Here is a 21,155-nt window from a genome sequence, read left to right as displayed (position 1 = left end):
ACACGCGGCCCCGGATAGGCGGGCAATCGTCCGTTCCCTTCACCCATCAGGCCGTCACCGAAGTCCTTGGGGAGGTGAAGGACACGGTGGATGGCATCGCCCGGACGCTCCCCAGGCTCGCGGCGAACACGAAGGGACTGGGAGGTTCCGACGGCGTCTTCACCCGGTACACCGACTATGGCTCCATCCAGGTGCCATGGCTGCGGGGCGCGACAGCGAGAGTCACTTCGCTCGCGGACGCGTCGGAGACGGTCGAGGACGAGGACATGCGAGCGGGAATCCTCCGCCTGACGGGTCCGCGCATCGAGGCCGTCATGTCCGGAGCGATGCTTCTGACCACGTGGCTCGACTTCCTGCGGCTCGCGGAGGTCATCCAACGGGAGTGCCCCTTCTACGGAGTCGAGCGGCTGTTCGTGGACCTGGACCGTGTGCGGAAACGGATCGAGCCCGCCATGACGGCGCTCGCGTCGATGGACCCCGACAAGGTGCAGGCCACGGCGGCCTCGATGCCCGGGTTGATGGGGCAACTCACCCGGGAGTTTCAGACCATCCAGGAAGGCGCACACGTAGCAATGGAGCGCGGCGGGCGGGTCGTCGCGGCGGCCCAGTTCCTCGAAATGCTCACGCTGGTTTCAGCCCTGAAGGCGACGCTGCCAAGGCCGCCCCCCGCCGCTCCCGTCACGTTCGGTGTCGGGCTCGTGATGGGCTCGGGAGGCGTGATGCTGGGCTCGCGCATCGTCGTCACCGCCGAGTGGGTCGAGCGGATGCGCAGGCTGGTGCAGGCGGGCGTCATCTCCGCGCCTGTCGTCAGCGCGGCGGTCCGCATCCACGCGGGTCAGGTTCTGATGGCGCAGGCGAAGCAGGACCTGCCCAAGGGTGTGCGCGAGGCACTGGGGGACAGTCCCGAAGTCCGCGCCATGCACGAGACCGGCAGGGCCGGAGCCGGGATGTCCAGCGCACCGAAGCACCACGTCCTGCCGCAGGAGCATCGCGAGTGGTTCGAGAAGCGCGGGTTCACGGGCGAGATGAGCATTGACCAGTTCTGCGTCCGGATGGAGCAGTCCCACCACGAGGCCATTCACGGAGGTGGCGACTGGCGCTTGGGACGCCTGTGGCCCAGGGAGTGGAATCAGATGATCATGCGCACGTTGACCACGGCAGAGCGTGAAGCTGGCCGGACATTGACGCGGACTGAGATCCTGAACATCGTCGCCGAGACCATGCATGACCAAGAGATTCCAATGCGATTCACTTCAGGGAGAAGGCGATGACCAGCGGACGCTCATGGCATGGAGACTGGATGGCGCGTCTCTACGAGCGGGTCCGTGAGCGCGGTTACGATTCAGTCACCGCATTCGCCGAAACGCGCCCTACCGCTTCTCTGGTGGAACTGGCAGAGGACCTGGGGAAGGGCGACATCGCAGGAGCCCAGATCCTGAGTGGGCTGTTCACCGAGGCGGAGCAGCGAAACCAGGTGACGAGGTTCGTACGCGGTGTACTCGTGCGCATGCTTTCACAAAGCCTTCCCCAAGGCTGGCCAGCAGTGATGGATGACGCGTCGCGGTTCGCAGTCGCCAAGGCGCTCGGTCGCTGGAGTGGTTACACGCCTGAGTCCCACCAGGAGCGTGCGGATCAACTCATGGCGGCTCTACGCGCCTACCCGCCTCCAGCCGGCTGGCGCCCGCTAGGCCCTGACGACGCGCTGCTCCTCACACTCATGCCGGACAGGCAAGCCTGACCGCGCAGAACCGCGTCCACCCAGCGCCTTCACACAGATGCTCCGAAAGTTTGAGTCGATGGGCCTCGTTCGCCTGAGACAACGATGACCGATGGTCGTTCGTGGCAGGGAGATTGGAAGACCCGCCTACTATATGAGCGCGTCCACGAGCGCGGCTACGACTCGCTCACCGCTTTCGCGGAGGAGCGTCCCACGGCCTCACTCGTGCAATTGGCTGAAGAGCTAGGCAAGGACGACATTGCCGGGGTGCAGGTCTTCAGCGGTCTGGTTGCGGAGGCCGAGCGAAGCCATCAACTCACCAGATTGGTCCGCAGCCAGTTTGTACGAGAACTGTTCGAGGACTTCCCCGATGGTTGGCCGGTGATTGTGGACGACCACAACCGATTCACTCTCGCCCACGCACTCGCACGTTGGTGCAGTTACACCCCAGAAACGCATGAGGCGCGGGTCAAGCAGGTTCGAGATGCGCTCCTGGCATCACCACCACCTCCTGGCTGGCGCCCGCTTGATCCAGACGATGCGTTGCTCATCACACTCCTGCCAGACGATGAAGCCTGACCGCGCAGCTCCGTCATGCCTCGTACCTACGAGATAACGATGACCGACGGACACTCGTGGCAGGGAGCCTGGAAGGTTCGACTCTATGAGCGAGTCCGCGAACGCGGTCACACCTCGCTCACGGACTTCGCCAACTCGCGTCCCACCGTGCCCTTGCAGAAACTCGCAGCGGAGCTCGGCAAGGACGATGCTGCCGCGATTCAGGTCTTCCAGGGTCTGCTCTCCGAGGCGGCGCAGCGTCAGCAGGTGACTCGCCTTCTGCGCGATGTCTTCGCGCGCGAGTTGGCAGGGGATTTTCCCGAGGGCTGGCCAGTCATCATGGATGAGGCGACCCGGTTCCAGGCGATCAAGCTGCTTGCCCGCTTGGGCGCCTTCACGCCAGAAACCCATGAGGCGCGTGTCAGCCGCGCGGGAGACTCACTCCTCGCGACACCACCACGGCCCGGCTGGCGCCCACTCGGTCCGGACGACGAACTGCTTCTCATGCTTCTGCCAGACGATGAGGCATGATCATCGCAGAGCACCCGACGGACGACGATATCCAGATTCGCTTCTTCTCGAGGACTCAGTGATGGCCGACGGACGCGCGTGGCGTGGCAACTGGAAGGCCCGCCTCTACGAGCGGGTCCGTGAACGTGGCTATGACTCCCTCACCGCATTCGCCAATGCGCGGCCTGCCGTACCTCTGGTGGTGCTGGCGGAGGAACTAGGCAAGCACGATGTCGCTGGCGTGCAGTTGCTGAGCGGCTTGCTTGCCGAGGCAGAGCAATGCAAGCAGGTCACACGTTTCGTGCGAGATGCATTGGCACGCCTGCTGTCTCAGAGTCTCCCCAACGGATGGCCAGCTGTCGTGGACGACGCGACTCGATTCCAGATCGGAAAGGCGCTCGGGTCGTGGGCTGCCTACATTCCGGACGCGTATCAGGAGCGTGCGGATCAGGTCATGGCGTCGCTCAGGGCCACGCCACCTCCACCCGGCTGGCGCCCACTCGGCCCTGACGACGCACTCCTCCTCACGCTCCTGCCCGACAACGAAGCCTGATCCGCGTCACCCCGCGCGCGCATCCAGCGCCTTCATCCAGATCACGACAGCCACCGCCCCCGCGTCCGGAACCCCCTTCGCGCGCTCACCCAGGTAGCTGGCCCGGCCCAGTCGCGGCGACATGCTCGACGTCGCCTCCGCGCCCTGCTCCGCCGCGCGCGTCGCCTCCACCCACGCCTCCCCCAGCGTCTTCCCCTCCCGGACCGCGCGCACGAGCGTCACCGCCGCCGGGTGCAGCGCATCCACCATCGTCCGGTCTCCCGGCTTCGCCCCGCCCAGCTCCGACACCGCTTCCACTCCCACTTCGAACGCCTTCGCCCAGGCCGCCGCGTCTGACGGCTTGCTCGCCAGGAAGCGCGCCGCTCGTAGCAACGCCGTCGCGTAGAACGGCCCGGAGCTGCCACCAATGGCCCGGCGCAACGCCTGTCCCAACTCCGTCAACGCACCCGACGGCGTGGCCCACGCCCCCTCCGGCAACGCGCGGATCGCCGCCGCGCCACGCGCCAGACTCAAGCCCAGGTCCCCATCCCCCGCCTTGCTATCCAGCTCCGTCAGCCGAGCCTCGGCCGCGTCCCAGGCGTCCGCCACCGCCAACGCCGCCGCCCGTACCTGCGGCATCATCGGCTGCGGCTTCGGATGCCCCTTCACCGTCGGCAGCGCGGCGCGCGTGGGCACCACCTGGCGCCGCGTCACCACCTGCCCTCGCCCCGGCCACGCTGGCGCCTCCGTCGGCGCGTCCAACCGCGCGAGCCGCGCGTCATCCACCTTCAGCAACGTCAGCGAACACCCCGGCATCTCCAACGCCGATAGGAACGTGCCCTGCCACGCGCGCTCCACCGTCACGCCCCGCTCCGCCAGGAACACCAGCGCCCGGCGCGTCACGATGGCCAGCTCCATGGGCGGCGTGCCTCCCAGCCCATTCACCATCAACGCCACCCGGTCGCCCCGGCCCACCTTCCGGTCCTCCACGATGGTCGACAACAACGTGTCCGCCAGCGCGTCCGCGGGCTGCAACGCCACGCGACGCACGCCCTGCTCGCCGTGGATGCCCAGCCCCAACTCCACCTCGCCCTCCCCCAACGTGAAGCCCGGCCGGCCCGCCGCCGGCACCGTGCACGGCCCCAACGCCACGCCCATGCTGCCCAGCGCCGCCGCCGCCTCCGAGGCCTCGCGCGCCACCTCCGCCAGCGACGCTCCCGCCGCCGCGGCGGCCCCCGCCACCTTGTGCACCAGCACCACGCCTGCGATGCCCCGGCGCCGCTCGGGCTCCACCGTGTCCCGCAGAGCCACGTCGTCCGCCACGACCACCACTTCCGTCGGAATCCCCTCCGCCCGCGCCAGCTCCGCCGCGAGCCCGAAGTTGAGCCGATCCCCCGTGTAGTTCTTCACGATGAGCAGCGCCCCCGCCGTCCCCGCCACCGCTCGGATCGCCGCCAGCACCGCATCCGTGCTGGGTGACGTGAACACATCCCCCGCCACCGCCGCGTGCAGCATCCCCGTCCCCACATAGCCCGCGTGTGCTGGCTCGTGGCCGCTGCCCCCACCCGACAACACCGCCACCTTCCTCGCCCCCAGCGCCGCCGGCACGTCCGCGCGCACCACCACCGTCTCCCCCTCCAACAACGCCTGGCCCGGCGCCAGCGCCACGAACCCCTCCAACATCTCCTGGACCACCGCGCGCGGCGCGTTGACGAGCTTCTTCACCATCGACTCCTGGGTCGGAACGAACGGGGATGGACTGCGCTCCAACACCGACCCTTCCGCCCCCATCGCAGCCCGTCAAGCCGGACGTACGCCGCAAGGCCGTGGAGAGACGTTTGCGTCACAGAACCCGCTTTCCCATTGACTCCGGGAGATTTCTGAGGATGATTCTCATTATCATTCGCTGAGCTGTAACAAAAACACGGCGGCCCGGCGAGAAGTGCGCCCGGGCCCGGCCGAGCTTCGCCTGGCATTGCCGGGCCGGGCCATGGCCGACGTGTATCTGGATTCAGGTGATTGTCTTGAGTGCTCCATCCCCCGCCCCGCGTGAGCGCACGCTGCTGTGGCTGCTCGCGGCGGTGCAGTTCACGCACGTCGTCGACTTCATGATGCTGATGCCGCTGGGCCCGTTGCTGATGCAGCGGCTCTCGCTGTCGGCGACGCGGTTCGGAGCGCTGGTGTCCGCGTACACGCTCGCGTCCGCGGCCATGGGCGTGCTGGGCGTGTTCTGGCTGGATCGCCTGGAGCGCAAGCGCACGCTGCTGATGCTCTACGCGGGCTTCATCATCGCCACCCTCCTGTGCGGCGCGGCCACCGGGGCCACGGGGCTGCTCGTCGCTCGCACCGTCGCCGGAGGCTGCGCGGGGCTGATGGGCGCCGTCGTCATCGCCATCGTCAGCGACACCGTGCCCGCGGAGCGCCGGGGCCAGGCCATTGGCACCGTGATGACGGCCTACGCGCTGTCCGCCGTCGCGGGCGTGCCGCTGGGTCTGGGCCTCGCGAACCTCGGGGGTTGGCGCGCGCCGTTCATCGTCCTCGCCGCGGTCGCGGGCTTCGTGTGGCTGCTGCTGCTTCGCTTCCTGCCTCGCGTGGACGGGCACCTGTCCCAGGCGTCCGGCGCCTCCGCCACCGCGGGCTTCACGCCCCGGCTGGCCATGGGCTGGGGCCTCACCTTCACGGTGGTGTTCGCCAGCTTCCTGCTGATCCCCTACCTGGGCGCCTTCATGGTGGGCAACGTCGGCCTGTCCCTCACGGACCTGCCCTGGGTGTACCTGGCGGGCGGCGCGGCCACCTTCGTGAGCTCGCGCTGGATTGGCCGGTTGGCGGACCGCATGGGCCCTGCTCGCGCGCTGGCGCTGCTGCTCGTCGCCACCATGGCGCCGCACCTGCTCTTCACCCACCTGCCTCCGTCTCCGCTGCCGGTGGTGGCCGTCGTGTTCGTGCTCTTCATGACGCTCACCTCCGGCCGCGCCATCCCCACCATGGCGCTGGTCGCATCGCAGGTGCCGCCGTCCATCCGGGGCCGCTACCTCGCGGTCAACATCGCCGCCAGCGACGGGGCCTCCGGGCTCGCCGCGTGGATGGGCGGACTCCTGCTCACCACCGGCCCGGACGGCACGCTCATCGGCTTCGCGCAGCTGGGCTGGCTGGCCGTGGCCATCTCCGCGCTCGCGCTCGGGCTGTTGTGGACCTTCGTGGGCCGCGCCGTGCGGCTGGACGCGACGCCCGCGCCCTGAATCCCTCTTCACCCCTCACCAGGACCCTTCCATGTCCCAGACAGCACCCCGTCACCCATCCCTGCCTCGCCCCATCGTGGGTGAGATCAAGCTGGAGCGCTCCAACCAGCTGCTCGCCGAGGCCCGCAAGTGGGTCCCCGGCGTCACGCAGACGATGATGAAGAAGCCGGACCACTTCGCCCCCGGCGCCTTCCCCGTGTTCCTCGCCAAGGGCAACGGCGCCCTGGTGGAGGACGCGGACGGCCAGGAGTACATCGACTTCATCCAGGCGCTGGGCGCCAACATGCTGGGCCACAACCACCCGGCCGTCGCGGAGACCATCCGCAAGCACCTGGCGGAAGGCATCATCCACTCGCTGCCCACGCCGGTGGAGGTCTCCTCCGTGAAGGCGCTGGTGGAAGTGATTCCCGGCGCGGAGATGGCCCGCTTCTTCAAGACGGGCGCGGACGCCACCTCCGCCGCCGTGCGCCTGTCGCGCCACCTCACCGGCCGCGAGCACATCGTCACCGTGGGCTACAACGGCTGGCACGACCACTTCATGTATGACACCCCGGGCGTGCCCCCGACGGTGGCGAAGCTCACCACCCGCCTGCCCCTCTTCACGCCCCCGGACGAGCCCGCGCTCATCGAGCACATCGAGAAGCACGGCGCCCAGCTGGCCTGCGTGCTGCTGGCCATCCCGTACAACCGCACCGTCACCCGCGAGTTCCTGCTCCAGGTGAAGGAGACCTGCGCGAAGCACGGCGTGCTGTTCGTCCTGGACGAGGTCGTCACCGGCTTCCGTCTGGCTTTGGGCGGCGCGCAGCAGTTCTTCAACGTCCAGGCGGACTTCGTCACGCTGTCCAAGGGCATCGCCGCGGGCATGCCCCTGTCCGCCATCGCGGGCCCGGAGAAGTATCTGTCGCGACTGAGCGAGCTCCAGGTGTCCACCACCTTCGGCGGCGAGATGCTCTCACTGGCCGTGTGTGAGGCCGTCATCAAGGAATACCGCACCACGAACTACGTGGAGCACATCGCCAACCTGGGCCGCCGCCTCCGCGACGGCGTCAACGCCCACGCGCGTGAGACGGGCTCCAGCCTGGAGGTCATCGGCTACGACGCCGTGCCCTTCTTCCGCTTCAGCAAGGTCATCCCCGAGCACATCGAGAAGATGATCCCCTTCCAGGCCGGCATGGCTCGCCGGGGTGTCATCCTCCGCCGCGACCTGAACTTCATCAGCGCCGTGCACACTGCGGAGCAGATTGAACACACCATCGCCGCCGCCGGCGAGGTGCTCCGCGAGACGGCCGCCGCCAAGGCCAGCGCCGCCTGAGCCTGAAACATTCGCTCAACCACCGTCCGTGAAGCCAGACATCGGGCGGTTCCCTGCATCAGTCACCTTGACAGGAATTCGTGGCCATGGCACTTCCCGGCCTGGAAAATGAGAATGGTTCTCATTTTCATTCAAACAATCCAGGCGAGCGGCGGATGGCTTCGATGACGGGACACGCGGTGGTGACGGGCGCGGCGCAAGGCATTGGCGCGGCGGTGGCGCGCAAGCTGGCGCGCACGATGCCCGTCGCGGTGTTCGACCAGAACGCCGCGGGATTGGAGCTGCTGGTGGCGGAGCTGCGCCAGCAGGGACTGAAGGCCACCGCGTTCCCGGTGGACGTGCGCGACAAGGACGGCATCGAGGACGCCATCGCGTACATCGACTCCAAGCTGGGCCCCATCCAGGTGCTGGCCAACGTGGCGGGCATCCTGCGCATGGGGTCCGTGCTCACGCAGAGCGACGCGGACTGGATGTCCACCTTCGCCGTCAACACCCACGGCGTGTTCCATGTCTCGCGCGCGGTGGCCCGGCACATGGTGCCCCGCCGCTCCGGCGCCATCGTGACGGTGGGCTCCAACGCCGCGGGCGTGCCGCGCATGCAGATGGCGGCCTACGCGGCGTCCAAGGCCGCCTCCACCATGTTCACCAAGTGCCTGGGGTTGGAGCTGGCTGAGCACGGCATCCGCTGCAACGTCGTGTCTCCCGGCTCCACCGACACCGCCATGCAGCGGGGCATGTGGACGGACGAGTCCGGCCCCGCGCGCGTCATCCAGGGTTCGCTGGACACCTACCGCACGGGCATCCCGCTGCGGCGCATCGCCACGCCGGACGACATCGCGGACGCCGTGGTGTTCCTCGCGTCCGACCAGGCCCGACACATCACGATGCACGATTTGTGTATCGACGGCGGCGCCACGCTGGGCGTGTAGCGCGCCCGCGACGTCCGCCTCCTCCCCCTGACTTTCCCTCCCCGGATGGACGCAGGTCCTTCCCCCCAAATCGCCCCGAGTTGAGAATGATTCCTGATACCAAAATCGTTGAACGGCAGACGGACGCGCGGACGGTGGACGGCGTGGTGGGCGCGCCGGCCGTGGCGCGGGAGCCGGAGCAGGAGGCGCTGGCGGCTCGGCTGCTGCGCGACTACGACGCGGGCGGGTTCTTCTTCGCGTCCCCCAAGCGCACCATGCTGGCGCGCGGCGTGTTCGCCACGGTGCCGGATGCGGGCGGGGCGAACTCGCTGGACGGCCTGCCGGAGCGCGTGGCCTCGGTGCTCAACGCCTCGCGGGACGCGGCGCATGACATCCCGGTGGCGGTGGGCGCGGTGCCCTTCGACGGCAAGGTGGCCGCGCACCTGGTGGTGCCCATGACCCTCCAGCGCGCGGGGCCCATGGTGTTCGACGCGGCCGCCGCGGCCCGGTCTCCCCTGGCCGGTCAGTACACGCTGCGTCCCGTGCCGGAGCCCTCCGCGTACAAGGACGGCGTGGCGGCGGCGCTGAAGCTCATGCAGGAGGGCCCGCTGCGCAAGGTGGTGCTGTCGCGCTCCCTGCACGTGGACACCGCGGCGCCGGTGGACCTGCGGCAGCTCCTGCACAACCTGGCCCGGCGCAACCCGCATGGGTACACCTTCGCGGTGGACCTGCCGCAGCACGCGGACGCGGCCCCTGGCGCGGGACGGCGCACGCTCATCGGCGCGAGCCCGGAGCTGCTGGTGGCGCGCTCCGGCCTCCAGGTCCTGGCCAATCCGCTGGCGGGCTCCGCCGCGCGCAGCCCGGATCCGGTGGAGGACACGGCGCGGGCCACGCGGCTGATGGCTTCACCCAAGGACCTGCACGAGCACGCGGTCGTCATCGACGCGGTGGCGGAGGCGCTGCGGCCCTTCTGCAAGACGCTGGACGTGCCCAAGGGCCCGTCACTCGTGAGCACCCAGACGATGTGGCACCTGTCCAGCCGCATCACCGGTGAGCTGAAGGATCCGTCCATCACCTCGCTGACGCTGGCGCTGGCCATGCACCCCACCCCGGCGGTGTGCGGTCACCCGACGGCGCTGGCGCACGAGGCCATCGGGAACATCGAACCGTTCCACCGCGGCTACTACACGGGCACCGTCGGCTGGTGCGACGCGAACGGCGACGGTCAGTGGGCCGTCACCATCCGCTGCGCGGAGGCCGACGAGCGCACCCTGCGGCTGTTCGCGGGCGCGGGCATCGTCGTGGGCTCCACGCCGGAGGCGGAGCTCGCGGAGACCGAGGCCAAGTTCCGCACCATGCTCCAGGCCATGGGCCTGGGCCTCGAGGTGCAGCCGTGAGCACCGCGCAGGAACACCTGCCCGGCTGCCCCACATGGCCGGAGGACTTCGCCCAGCGCTACCGCGAGGCCGGTTACTGGCGCGGGGAGACCTTCGGTCAGCTTCTGCGCGACCGCGCCCGGGACTTCGGGTCGCGCGTGGCGCTGGTGGGTGGCACGCACCGCTGGACGTACGCGGAGCTGGACGCGCGCGTGGACCGCATGGCCTCGGGCTTTCACGCCCTGGGCATCCGTGTGCGTGACCGCGTGGTGGTGCAGCTGCCGAACGTACCGGAGTTCTACGAGGTCATCTTCGCGCTGTTCCGCATGGGCGCGCTGCCGGTGTTCGCGCTGCCGGCGCACCGCGCTTCGGAGATCGGCTACTTCTGCGCCTTCACGGAAGCTGTCGCGTACGTCATCCCGGAGCGCTTCGGTGGCTTCGACTACCGGGGGCTCGCGGAGCAGGTGAAGGCCGCCACGCCCACGTTGAAGCACGTGCTGGTGCTGGGTGACGCGGGTGCGCATACGGCGCTCGGCTCCGTGCCCGCGGAGCCCCTGACGTTGGAGGCGCTGGAGGGCCCGTCGCCGTCCGACGTGGCGTTCTTCCAGCTGTCCGGCGGCAGCACCGGCGTGCCCAAGCTCATCCCGCGCACGCACGACGACTACATCTACAGCCTGCGCGCCAGCGTGGACGTGTGCCAGTTCACCTCTGAGACGGTGTACCTGTGCGCGCTGCCCGCGGCGCACAACTTCCCCATGTCCTCGCCCGGCGTGCTGGGCACGTTCCAGGTGGGCGGCACGGCGGTGATGGCGATGAGCCCCAGCCCGGACGTGGCCTTCCCGCTCATCGAGCGTGAGCGTGTCACCGTCACCGCGCTGGTGCCCCCGCTGACCATGGTGTGGCTGGACTCGACGCTGGCGAAGAAGCACGACCTGTCCAGCCTGAAGGTCCTCCAGGTGGGCGGCGCCCGGCTGAGCGACGAGGCCGCCGCGCGCGTGCGCCCCACGCTGGGCTGCGGGCTCCAGCAGGTCTTCGGCATGGCCGAGGGCCTGGTGAACTACACGCGGCTGGACGACCCGGAGACGCTCATCGTCACAACGCAGGGCCGCCCCATGTCGGACGCGGACGAGCTGCGCGTGGTGGACGACGACGACGTGCCGGTGGCGCCCGGTGAGACGGGGCACCTGCTCACGCGCGGGCCGTACACCATCCGCGGCTACTACAAGGCGGAAGCGCACAACACCAAGGCCTTCACCACGGACGGCTTCTACCGCACGGGCGACCTGGTGCGCCTGACGCCCGAGGGCTACCTGGTGGTGGAGGGCCGCGCGAAGGATCAGATCAACCGGGGCGGCGACAAGGTCGCGGCGGAGGAGGTGGAGAACCACCTGCTCGCGCACCCTTCCGTCAGCGACGCGGCGGTGGTGGCCATCCCGGACAAGTTCCTGGGCGAGCGCACCTGCGCCGTCGTCATCCCCCGCGGCGAGGCCCCCGCCCCCTCCGCGCTCAACGCCTTCCTGCGCCAGCGTGGCCTGGCGTCGTTCAAGATCCCCGACCGCATCGAGTTCGTCGCGGCCTTCCCGCAGACGGGCGTCGGCAAGGTCAGCAAGAAGGCGCTGCGCGACAGCCTGCGCCAGTCCCTCTCCACTCCTTCTCCCTGAAACAGGAGCCCTTCATGGCACTGCCTGCCATTGCCCCCTATTCCATGCCCGGCGCGGCGGAGCTGCCCCGGAACAAGCTTGCCTGGGCGCCCGAGCCCAAGCGCTGCGTCCTGCTCATCCACGACATGCAGCGCTACTTCGTGGACGCCTTCACGCAGGGCCAGTCCCCGGTAACGGAGCTGGTGGCCAACATCCAGCGCCTGCGCGAGCACGCGGTGAAGCTGGGCATCCCCGTCGTCTACTCCGCGCAGCCGGGAGACCAGACGGCGGAGCAGCGCGGCCTCCAGCTGGAGTTCTGGGGCCCCGGCGTCCGCGCCGGCCCGAAGCAGCAGATCATCGACGAGCTCACCCCGGCGCAGGACGACACCGTCCTCACCAAGTGGCGCTACAGCGCGTTCCGCAACACGCGCCTGATGGACCTGATGCGTGAGCAGGGGCGCGATCAGCTCATCATCTGCGGCATCTACGCGCACATCGGCTGCCTGCAGACGGCCAGCGACGGCTCCATGAGCGAGATCCGTCCCTTCCTCGTCGCGGACGCGGTGGCGGACTTCTCGCTGGAGAAGCACCAGATGGCGCTGGAGTACGCCTCGAAGCTCGTGGCGTTCGTCACCACCACGCAGCAGCTCATGGACGCGATGCCGGTGCAGGCCGCTGGCGCGGCGGTGGACCGCGATCAGCTTCGCGCGGACGTGGCGGAGCTGCTGATGGAGTCCGCGTCCGCGATTGGCGAGGACGAAAACCTGCTCGAGCGCGGCATGGATTCCATCCGCCTGATGAGCCTGGTGGAGCGCTGGCGGCAGGGCGGCACGGAGGTGTCGTTCGTGGAGCTCGCGGAGAAACCCACGCTCACCGACTGGTACGCGCTGCTCGCCGCGAAGCAGCCTGTCGCGATGGCCCCCGGCGTCCGCGCCTCATAACCCGCCCTCGGGGCGGCACCCTTCCCCCTCGGAGTTCCCCGTCATGCTTCCCCCATCCCAGGACAACCGCCCGCTGACCGCGGCCCAGCACGGCATCTGGGTGGGGCAACAGCTCGACCTGAAGAGCCCCGTCTACAACGCGGGGGAGTGCATTGAATTCCGTGGCGCCGTGGATCCCGTGCGCTTCGAGTCCGCCCTGCGCAAGGCGGTGGCGGACGCGGACGCGCTGCACTCGCGTTTCGTCGCGGGCGAGGAAGGCCCGGCCCAGCGCATCGACGCGGGGACGGACTGGACGCTCCAGCACGTGGACCTGAGCGGCGAGTCCGATCCCTGGGCCGCCGCGCAGGAGTGGATGTGGAAGGACCTGGGCCGCACGGTGGACCTGGGCACGGGTCCGCTGTTCGCGCAGGCGCTGCTCACCGTGGGGCCGGAGCGTTCCTTCTGGTTCCAGCGCATCCACCACATCGCCATGGATGGCTATGGCTTCTCGCTGCTCGCCCGGCGGGTGGCGGAGCTCTACACGGCGGAAGTGACGGGCAAGGCCGTGCCGGCGGGGTTCAGCCGCCTGGGCCCCGTGCTCGATGAAGACGTCGCGTACCGGAGCGGCGCCCAGCTCCAGAAGGACCGCGACTTCTGGGTGAAGCGCTTCGAGGACGCGCCGGTGCCCCCGCTGCTCGCGGAGGCGGCGCCCATGTCGTCGCGCTTCCTGCGGCGCTCGGAATACCTGCGGCCGGAGCTGATGACGGCGCTGCAAGCGGGCGCGAAGCAGGCGGGCGTGAGCTGGTCCGACGTGGTGCTGGCCGTGACGGCCATCTACCTGCACCAGCGCACGGGCGCTCCGGAGGCCGTGCTGGGCCTGCCGGTGATGGGCCGCCTGGGCTCGGCGTCTCTGCGCGTGCCGTGCATGGCCATGAACATCGTGCCGCTGCGCATCGCCGTGCGGCCGGACGCGGGGCTGTACGCGCTGGCCCGCGACGTGGCGGCGGAGATGAAGGCCTCGCGTCCGCACCTGCGCTACCGCTACGAGCAACTGCGGCGCGACCTGCGCCTCGTGGGTGGACAGCGCAAGCTGTTCGGCCCTGTCGTCAACATCATGCCGTTCGACTACGCCCTGGACTTCGCGGGCGTGCCGGGCACGGCGCACAACATCTCCGCGGGTCCGGTGGAGGACCTGTCCTTCGGCTTCCATGCGCGGTCGGGTGGAACGGCCCTGCGCGTGGACCTGGACGCGAACCCCGTCTGCTACACGGAGGCCTCGCTCGAGGAGCACCAGCGCAGGTTCCTCCAGTTGCTGGAGTCGTTGCTCGCGCAGCCCGAGCAGCCGGTGCGGCGTTCCGTATCGGGCGGGGTCGGCTCCGTGCTGGATGGCGGCCCGGTTCCTCCGGTGCGCCCGGTGCTGGAGCTGCTGAAGGCCCAGGCCGAAGTCCGTCCGGACGCGGTCGCGCTGGAGCACGGCCGCTGGCGGATGACCTACCGCGAGCTGGTGACGGCGTCGCAGGCCCTGGCCTCGCGCCTGACCGAAGCGGGCGTGCGGCCCGACACGGCGGTGGCGGTGAAGGTGCCCCGGGGCATCGACGCCATCGTATCCAGCCTGGGCATCCTGTTCGCGGGCGCGGGCTACCTGCCCATTGATCCGACCGGCCCGGCCACTCGCAACGCGGCCATCCTCCAGGACGCGCGGCCCGCCGTGATGGTGGTGTCCGAACGCCCCTCGCCCGACACGGATCCGACCGCGCCGGGTGTGCTCGTCGTGCAGCGGCTGGAGCAGACCGACACCTCAGCGCCGGATTCGACGGAGCATGTCAGCCCGCAAGTAGCGCCCGCTTCCCTCAGCGCTTCCTCTGGGAAGGCGCATGCCTCCGCGGCGGAGTCTTCCTCGCAGCGGCCTGGCGCAGGCGATGCGGAGTCCGCGTCGAGCGTCGAAGCCCGGCTCGCTTACGTCATCTACACGTCCGGCTCCACGGGTCAGCCCAACGGCGTGCAGATCACGCACGGGGCCCTGGCCCACTTCGTCGCGGGCGCGACGCAGCGCTACAGCGTCGGCCCCGAGGACCGCGTCCTCCAGTTCGCCCCGCTCCACTTCGACGCCAGCGTGGAGGAGATCTTCGTCACGCTGTGCGCGGGCGGACGGCTGGTGCTGCGCACGGACGAGATGCTCCAGTCGGTGCCGCGCCTCATGAAGGCCTGCGCCGAAGCGGGCATCACCCTGCTCGACCTGCCCACCGCCTTCTGGCACGAGCTGGCCTACAGCCTGTCCACCGGCGCCGCACGGCTTCCCGACGCGCTTCGCACCGTCATCATCGGCGGCGAGGCGGCGCTGCCGGAGCGCATCGCCCGCTGGAAGGACGTCGCGGGCGACCGCGTGCACCTGCTCAACACCTACGGCCCCACCGAGGCCACCGTCGTCGCCACCGTCGCCGAGCTGGCCGGGCCGGACGCCCTGCCCTCCGGTGACGAGGTCCCCATCGGCCGCCCGTTGCCCGGCGTCATCGCGGCGGTCGTCACCCCGCAGGGACGTCTGGCCGCCCCCGGTAAGGAGGGCGAGCTGTGCTTGATGGGCGGCGCGCTCGCTCGCGGCTACCTGGGCCGCCCGGAGCTGGACGCTGCTCGCTTCACCCGCCTGGACGCGGTGGAGGGAACACCCCGCGCCTACCGCACCGGTGACAAGGTGCGCGTGCGCGACGACGGCCAGCTGGTGTTCGTGGGCCGCGTGGACGACGAGTTCAAGATCAGCGGCCACCGCATCGACCCGGGCGAAGTCGAAACCGTGTTGCTGAAGTATCCCGGTATCCGTGAGGCCGCCGTCGTCGGCCAGGTGCTGCCGGGCGGGTCCCGCCGGCTGTGCGCGCATCTGGTGGCCTCGCCCGAGCCCTCGCCCGCGGAGCTGCGCAAGCACCTGCTCACGGCGCTGCCCGCCCCCATGGTGCCCGGTGCCTTCGCCTTCGCGGAGCGGCTGCCCCGCACCAGCACCGGGAAGATCGACCGCAAGGCCCTCCAGAACGCGATGCCCGCGGATGAGAGCGCCGCGCTGCTCTCCTCCGCGACGCCCATGGAGCGCACGGTGCTGGAGGTCTGGGAGCAGGTGCTGGGCCGCGCCGCCACGTCGCTCCAGGACGACTTCTTCGAACTGGGCGGCCAGTCCCTCCAGAGCATCCAGGTGGCCAACCGCCTGGGCATCGCGGTGGGCCGCGACGTGCCCGTGGCCACCGTCTTCAAGCACCCCACCGTGTCCGGCCTCGCGCAAGCGCTCCAGGGCGGAAGCACGGGCGGTGCCGAGGCTGGCGGTCTCACGCCCGCGATGCTCGCGGACGCGGAGCTGGGCGAGGATGTCGTCCCCTCCTCGACGGGAGAGGCCTGGGCGCGCGAGCTGCCGCGCCGGGGCCAGGGCTTCCGTCAGGTCCTCCTCACGGGCGCCACCGGCTTCGTCGGCGCGCACCTGCTCCACCAACTCCTGGCCCGGACGGACGCGCGGATCATCTGCCCCGTGCGCGCCAAGGACGAGGCGCAGGCCATGGACCGGCTGCGCTCGGCGCTGACCGGCCAGAAGCTGCCTGTTGCTGGGCTGGAGGCGCGGGTGCTCGCGCTGCCAGCGGACCTCTCCCAGCCCCTGCTGGGATTGGACGCCACGCGCTTCCACGGACTCGCCGCTGAGTGCGACGCCGTCATCCACAACGCCGCCGTCGTCAGCGTGGTGCGCGAGTACGGCAGCCTCCAGGGCGTCAACGTGCGCGGCACGCGCGAGCTGCTCAAGCTGGCCGCCGCCGTCCGCCCCAAGCCCTTCCACTACGTGTCCACGCTGGCGGTGGCGCCCCAGGCGAACCTGTCCCCGGACGTGCCGGAGGCCTTCGTCCCCTCGCACCCCGGGCTTCGCGACGGCTACCAGCAGAGCAAGTGGATCGCGGAGCGGCTGGTGCAACAGGCGTCCGAGCGCGGCCTGCCCGCGACGGTGTACCGCCTGGGCCGCGTGGTGGGTGCTCCGGACACCGCGCTCGTCAACACGCAGGACCTGGTGTGGCGCATCGTGCTCGCCGGCCTGCCCGTTCGCGCCCTGCCGCTGTTGGACGTGGGCGAGGTCTGGACGCCGGTGGACTTCGTGGCCAGCGCCATCGTCCAACTCGCGCGCGCGTCGCATCCGGGCGCGGTGTTCAACGTGACGCCCGCCGAGGAAGTGCGCCTGTCCGAGCTCTTCGGCTGGGTGCGCGATTACGGCTACCCGCTGGACTTGTGTCACGTGCCGGAGTGGCGCGACCGCGTCGCGAAGGGCTCCGGCGGCCACGACGCCACACTCGCATTCTTTGATTTGCGCAGCGGGGACTCCACCCCGGCCTTTGGCCTGGGCCCCATCCGCTGTGAACGGCTGCTGGCCGCGCTGGAGGGCACCGACGTCCGCTGCCCTCCCACCGACCGCGACCTCCTCTATCGCTACCTCGACTCCTGCGTCGCGCAGGGAATCCTGCCCCCGAAAGTGACGGCGCTCCCGTGACGAATTCTTCCTGGTCCCCCTCCTCCTGGCGGGCGAAGCCGGTCCGCTACATCCCCGACGACTACCCCGACCCGTCCGCCCTCGTGCGAGTGGAGGCGGAGCTGGCGCGGCTGCCTCCGCTGGTGCATGCCGAAGAGACCCGCCGCATGCGCGAAGCCCTGGGCCAGGTGGCCGAGGGCAAGGCCTTCCTGCTCCAGGGCGGCGACTGCGCTGAGAGCTTCAAGGAATTCTCCGCGGAGAACGTGCGCAGCACCTTCCAGCTCCTGCTCCAGATGGCCGGCGTGCTCACGTTCGCGGGCGGCTGCCCGGTGGTGAAGGTGGGCCGCATCGCGGGCCAGTTCGCCAAGCCGCGCTCCAGCGCCACGGAGACCCTCAACGGCGTCACGCTGCCCAGCTACCGCGGCGACATCATCAACGGCATGGACTTCGACGCCCGCGAGCGGACGCCGGATCCCCAGCGCCTGCTGCGCGCGTACCACCAGTCCGCGGAGACGATGCAGCTGGTGCGGGCCTTCGCTCGCGAGGGCTACACGGACCTGACCCGCCTGCTGGGTCACCGGCCGGAGTCCGAAGGCGCCGTGCGCCCGGTGGACTTCTTCACCAGCCACGAAGCCCTGCTCCTCAACGTCGAGCAGGCCATGACGCGCGTCGATGAGGCCACGGGCGGCTGGTACGACACGTCCGCGCACATGCTCTGGATTGGCGAGCGCACCCGCCAACTGGACGGCGGCCACGTGGAGTTCATGCGCGGCATCCAGAATCCCATTGGGATCAAGTGCGGCCCCACGCTGGAGCCGGACGACCTGGTCCGCCTCATCGACACGCTCAACCCCCAGGGCATCCCGGGCAAGCTCACGCTCATTGGCCGCTTCGGTTCGGATCAGGTCGCCGCGCGCCTGCCCCGGCTGATGGCCGCCACCCGCCGCCATGGCAGCCCCGTGGTCTGGTCCATCGACCCGATGCACGGCAACACGCACAAGGCCAGCAACGGCTACAAGACGCGCTCGCTGGAGCGGATCCTCGCGGAGGTGATGGGCTTCCTCCAGGTCGCCGCCGCCGAGGGCGTGCACCCCGGAGGCATCCACCTGGAGATGACCGGCCAGGACGTCACCGAGTGCCTGGGCGGCCCGCTGGACGTGTCCGAGGATGACCTCTCCGACCGCTACCACACGCACTGCGATCCGCGCCTCAACGCGGACCAGTCGCTCCAGCTCGCGTTCCGCGTCGCGGACGGCCTGCACACCACGGTGCTCACCCCTCAAGACCGCGCTGCGTGAATTGCCATGCAGTCTTGACAGCTCAGACTTCGTGCGGCTAAACGTCGCGCCGTTGAAAATGAGAACCATTTTCATAATCGCGATCGAGGCGAAGCGCAGGTGGCGGTCCCTGTTGGGCGCGGCACTGCTGTCTTCTATTTGTTTCGGTGGCCTGGCTCACGCGGGCACGACGCAGGCGGAGGATCCGGCGGCCGCGCCCACGGCATCCGAAGCAGCTCCTGCGCCCGCTCCAGCGGAGCCCGTCATCGAGCTGCCGAAGCTGCTCCACACCGTGGAGGCGCCCTACCCTGAAGAGGCGGAGCGCGCGCAACTGGAGGCGAACGTCCGCCTGCGGCTGCGCGTGGACACGCAGGGCGTGGTGACGCAGGCGGAGGTGATGGAGCCCGTGGGCCACGGCTTCGATGAAGCCGCGCGCACCGCCGCGCTCCAGTTCCGCTTCACGCCCGCGAAGCGCAACGGCGTCCCTGCCCCCGCGCGCGTCACGTACACCTACGTCTTCCAACTGCCCGGCCGCTCCAAGGCCGTGGCCGCCACGCCGCCGCCCGCCCTGTCCAGCGGCCCGAAGGCCGCGGCGTCCCAGGACGAGGCCCCGACCGAGTACGAGGAGGACGTCGAAGTCACAGCCGTGGGCGAGACGCGCGCCGAGCGCCGCCGCAAGTCCGCGGAGGCCGTGCAGGTCATCGAGCTGGAGCAGGCCAGCATGGAGTCCGCCGACCTGGGCACCGCGCTGGCGCGCACGGAGGGCGTGGACGTGCGCCGCACCGGCGGCCTGGGCAGCACCGCGCGCATCTCCATCGCGGGCCTGTCGGATGACCAGGTGCGCTTCTTCATCGACGGAGTCCCGCTGGAGTTCGCGGGCTACGGCCCGGGCCTGGCGAACGTGCCGGTGAACCTGGTGCAGCAGATGGAGGTCTACACGGGCGTGGTGCCCATCCGCTTCGGCGCGGACGTGCTGGGCGGCGCAGTGGAGCTCGTCACCGACCAGGACGTGCGCGGCTCGGCCGTAGCGGGTTCCTACGAGCTGGCCTCCTTCAACATCCACCGCTTCACCGCGAGCGGCCGTCACTACCAGGAGTCCACCGGCCTGCTGGTGCGCGCGCACGGCTTCTACGACGACGCGCGCAACGACTACCCCGTCAACGTGGAGGTGCCCAACGACCTGGGCAAGCCCGTGCCCGTGGAGGTGCGGCGCTTCCACGACGGCTACCGCGCGGGCGGGGCCAGCGTCGAGGCGGGCTTCGTGGACAAGCCCTGGGCGCGGCGCCTGCTCATGCGCGGCTTCATCAACGCCGCCGGCCGCGACATCCAGAACGACGTCAACATGGAGGCCGCCTACGGCGAGGTGACCACCGCCGACGGCTCTGCGGGCGCCACGCTGCGCTACGCTCAGAACTACGACCCGGGCGTGAGCGTGGACGCGGTGGGCGGGTACACGTTCCGCCGCAATCGGTTCCTGGACATCGGCTCGTGCGCCTACGACTGGTATGGCCGCTGCTTCCTCACCCTGCCCCAGCCGGGGGAGATCAGCGAAGGCGGCACGGAGCGCTACGTCAACCAGCACACCGCGTTCGCGCGGCTCAACGCCGCCTGGACACCCGTGCCCGGTGGCGCGCACACGCTGCGGCTCGCGGTGTCGCCCACCTTCGTGGCGCGCTCCGGCGAGGACCGTCGGCTCCAGGCGAACAACCAGCCGGATCCACTCTCCGCGCCCCGCGGCGTCACGTCCCTGGTGTCGGGCCTGGAGCACCAGCTCGACGCCATCGACGGGCGGCTGCAGAACATCGCCTTCGTGAAGGACTACCTCCAGGACGTGCGGGCGCAGAAGCTGCTGGCCAGCGCGGAGTTCCTGGACCAGGGCCGCACCGCGCACGAGCTGGGCGTGGGTGACAGCCTGCGCTTCCGCATCACCCCCGAGCTCAGCGCCAAGGCCTCCTACGAGTGGGCCACACGGCTGCCGCGCCCGGATGAGATCTTCGGTGACGGGAACCTCATCGACGCCAACCTGGAGCTCCAGCCGGAGACCAGCCACAACTTCAACCTGGGGCTGGGCTACGCGTCCGAGCCAGGCCGCGCCGGCAGCTTCCGCGCCAACGTGAACGGCTTTGCCCGGCTGACGGATCAGCTCATCATCCTGATTGGCCAGGGCAGCTACTTCACGTACCAGAACGTCTACGGTTCCCGAGCGCTGGGCGCGATGGGCTCCGTGGGGTGGACGTCTCCGGGCCGCTACCTGAGCCTGGACGGCAACGCCACGTATCAAGATCTGCGCAACACCTCCGGCGAGGGCAACTACGCCGAGTTCAAGGACCAGCGCATCCCCAACCGTCCCTACCTGACGGCCAACGGCAGCGCGCAGGTCCGGGTGTCCGGCCTGCTCAAGTTCCAGGACGAGCTGCTCGTCACGTGGCGCACGCGCTACGTGGACGACTTCCTCCTCTCCTGGGAGGCGCTGGGCAACGACGACAAGCTGGGCATCGATTCACAGCTCACGCACGGGCTGGCGCTCACCTACGTCATCCGCGACATGTCGACCCGGCTGAGCTGGACGTTGGACTTCCAGAACATCACCAACGCCCAGACCTACGACTTCTACGGGGTCCAGCGCCCCGGGCGGCTCATCGCCGCCAAGTTCACGCTGGAGCGCTGAGCACCGCCTTCCGTC

The 21,155-nt window shown here is 70.0% G+C and carries 15 protein-coding genes; 14 read left to right on the top strand and 1 reads right to left on the bottom strand.

From position 1 onward, the window contains the following. Nucleotides 1–74 precede the first annotated feature (74 nt). From D7Y04_RS15530 to D7Y04_RS15510, 5 genes are all read left to right on the top strand, one after another. On the top strand, nt 75–1,271 hold the full coding sequence (locus tag D7Y04_RS15530; RefSeq protein WP_233601432.1) for a DUF2380 domain-containing protein: 1,197 nt from the start codon (nt 75–77) through the stop codon (nt 1,269–1,271). Further along, nucleotides 1,268–1,738 carry an NUDIX hydrolase gene (locus D7Y04_RS15525; RefSeq protein WP_120598828.1) on the top strand — a complete coding sequence of 157 codons (471 nt, stop codon included), beginning with the start codon at nt 1,268–1,270 and terminating at the stop codon, nt 1,736–1,738. Before D7Y04_RS15530 ends, D7Y04_RS15525 begins: the two co-directional genes overlap by 4 nt. 84 nt (nt 1,739–1,822) lie before the next feature. Next, nucleotides 1,823–2,296: an NUDIX hydrolase gene (locus D7Y04_RS15520; RefSeq protein ID WP_121759813.1), complete on the top strand. Its 474-nt coding sequence runs from the start codon at nt 1,823–1,825 to the stop codon at nt 2,294–2,296. A 39-nt stretch (nt 2,297–2,335) separates the two neighbouring features. Then, the gene (locus tag D7Y04_RS15515) at nt 2,336–2,806 is read left to right on the top strand and encodes an NUDIX hydrolase (RefSeq protein WP_121759916.1); all 471 of its coding nucleotides are present in this window, start codon (nt 2,336–2,338) and stop codon (nt 2,804–2,806) included. Nucleotides 2,807–2,867: 61 nt separating this feature from the next. Further along, the gene (locus tag D7Y04_RS15510; RefSeq protein WP_121759812.1) at nt 2,868–3,338 is read left to right on the top strand and encodes an NUDIX hydrolase; all 471 of its coding nucleotides are present in this window, start codon (nt 2,868–2,870) and stop codon (nt 3,336–3,338) included. Nucleotides 3,339–3,344: 6 nt separating this feature from the next. Here the strand turns inward: D7Y04_RS15510 and D7Y04_RS15505 are convergent, their stop codons facing one another. Further along, the gene (locus tag D7Y04_RS15505) at nt 3,345–5,042 is read right to left on the bottom strand and encodes a dihydroxyacetone kinase family protein (protein WP_121759915.1); all 1,698 of its coding nucleotides are present in this window, start codon (nt 5,040–5,042) and stop codon (nt 3,345–3,347) included. 290 nt (nt 5,043–5,332) lie between these two features. Here D7Y04_RS15505 and mxcK point away from each other — a divergent pair, with 290 nt between their 5' ends. The 9 genes from mxcK (at nt 5,333) to mxcH (ending at nt 21,140) form a co-directional block, all read left to right on the top strand. After that, nucleotides 5,333–6,556, top strand: coding sequence for a myxochelin export MFS transporter MxcK (gene mxcK / locus D7Y04_RS15500; RefSeq protein ID WP_121759811.1), 1,224 nt, complete (start codon nt 5,333–5,335; stop codon nt 6,554–6,556). Between the two features lie 31 nt (nt 6,557–6,587). Continuing rightward, nucleotides 6,588–7,868 carry a myxochelin B biosynthesis transaminase MxcL gene (gene mxcL / locus D7Y04_RS15495; protein ID WP_121759810.1) on the top strand — a complete coding sequence of 427 codons (1,281 nt, stop codon included), beginning with the start codon at nt 6,588–6,590 and terminating at the stop codon, nt 7,866–7,868. A gap of 155 nt (nt 7,869–8,023) precedes the next feature. Beyond that, complete coding sequence (locus tag D7Y04_RS15490; RefSeq protein WP_121759809.1) at nt 8,024–8,797, top strand: 2,3-dihydro-2,3-dihydroxybenzoate dehydrogenase; 774 nt, start codon at nt 8,024–8,026, stop codon at nt 8,795–8,797. A gap of 86 nt (nt 8,798–8,883) precedes the next feature. Then, nucleotides 8,884–10,173, top strand: coding sequence for an isochorismate synthase DhbC (dhbC, locus tag D7Y04_RS15485; protein WP_121759808.1), 1,290 nt, complete (start codon nt 8,884–8,886; stop codon nt 10,171–10,173). After that, a complete protein-coding gene (locus D7Y04_RS15480) occupies nt 10,170–11,813 on the top strand; it encodes a (2,3-dihydroxybenzoyl)adenylate synthase (protein ID WP_121759807.1) in 1,644 nt (547 codons plus the stop codon). The genes dhbC and D7Y04_RS15480 overlap by 4 nt, the downstream gene beginning before the upstream one ends. A gap of 14 nt (nt 11,814–11,827) precedes the next feature. Continuing rightward, nucleotides 11,828–12,733 (top strand): isochorismatase family protein, encoded by a 906-nt coding sequence (locus tag D7Y04_RS15475; RefSeq protein ID WP_121759806.1) that lies wholly within the window; start codon nt 11,828–11,830, stop codon nt 12,731–12,733. A 43-nt stretch (nt 12,734–12,776) separates the two neighbouring features. Then, nucleotides 12,777–17,216 carry a myxochelin non-ribosomal peptide synthetase MxcG gene (mxcG, locus tag D7Y04_RS15470; RefSeq protein WP_121759805.1) on the top strand — a complete coding sequence of 1,480 codons (4,440 nt, stop codon included), beginning with the start codon at nt 12,777–12,779 and terminating at the stop codon, nt 17,214–17,216. Continuing rightward, entirely contained in the window at nt 17,213–18,493 is a 1,281-nt protein-coding gene (locus D7Y04_RS15465) for a 3-deoxy-7-phosphoheptulonate synthase class II (protein ID WP_121759804.1), read from the top strand. The genes mxcG and D7Y04_RS15465 overlap by 4 nt, the downstream gene beginning before the upstream one ends. A gap of 112 nt (nt 18,494–18,605) precedes the next feature. Beyond that, nucleotides 18,606–21,140: a TonB-dependent siderophore myxochelin receptor MxcH gene (gene mxcH / locus D7Y04_RS15460; protein ID WP_233601430.1), complete on the top strand. Its 2,535-nt coding sequence runs from the start codon at nt 18,606–18,608 to the stop codon at nt 21,138–21,140. Nucleotides 21,141–21,155: the final 15 nt, after the last annotated feature.

The sequence above is a fragment of the Corallococcus sp. AB038B genome (assembly GCF_003668955.1).
Classification (GTDB): domain Bacteria; phylum Myxococcota; class Myxococcia; order Myxococcales; family Myxococcaceae; genus Corallococcus; species Corallococcus exiguus.
This window is presented reverse-complemented; position numbering and strand designations above follow the sequence as displayed.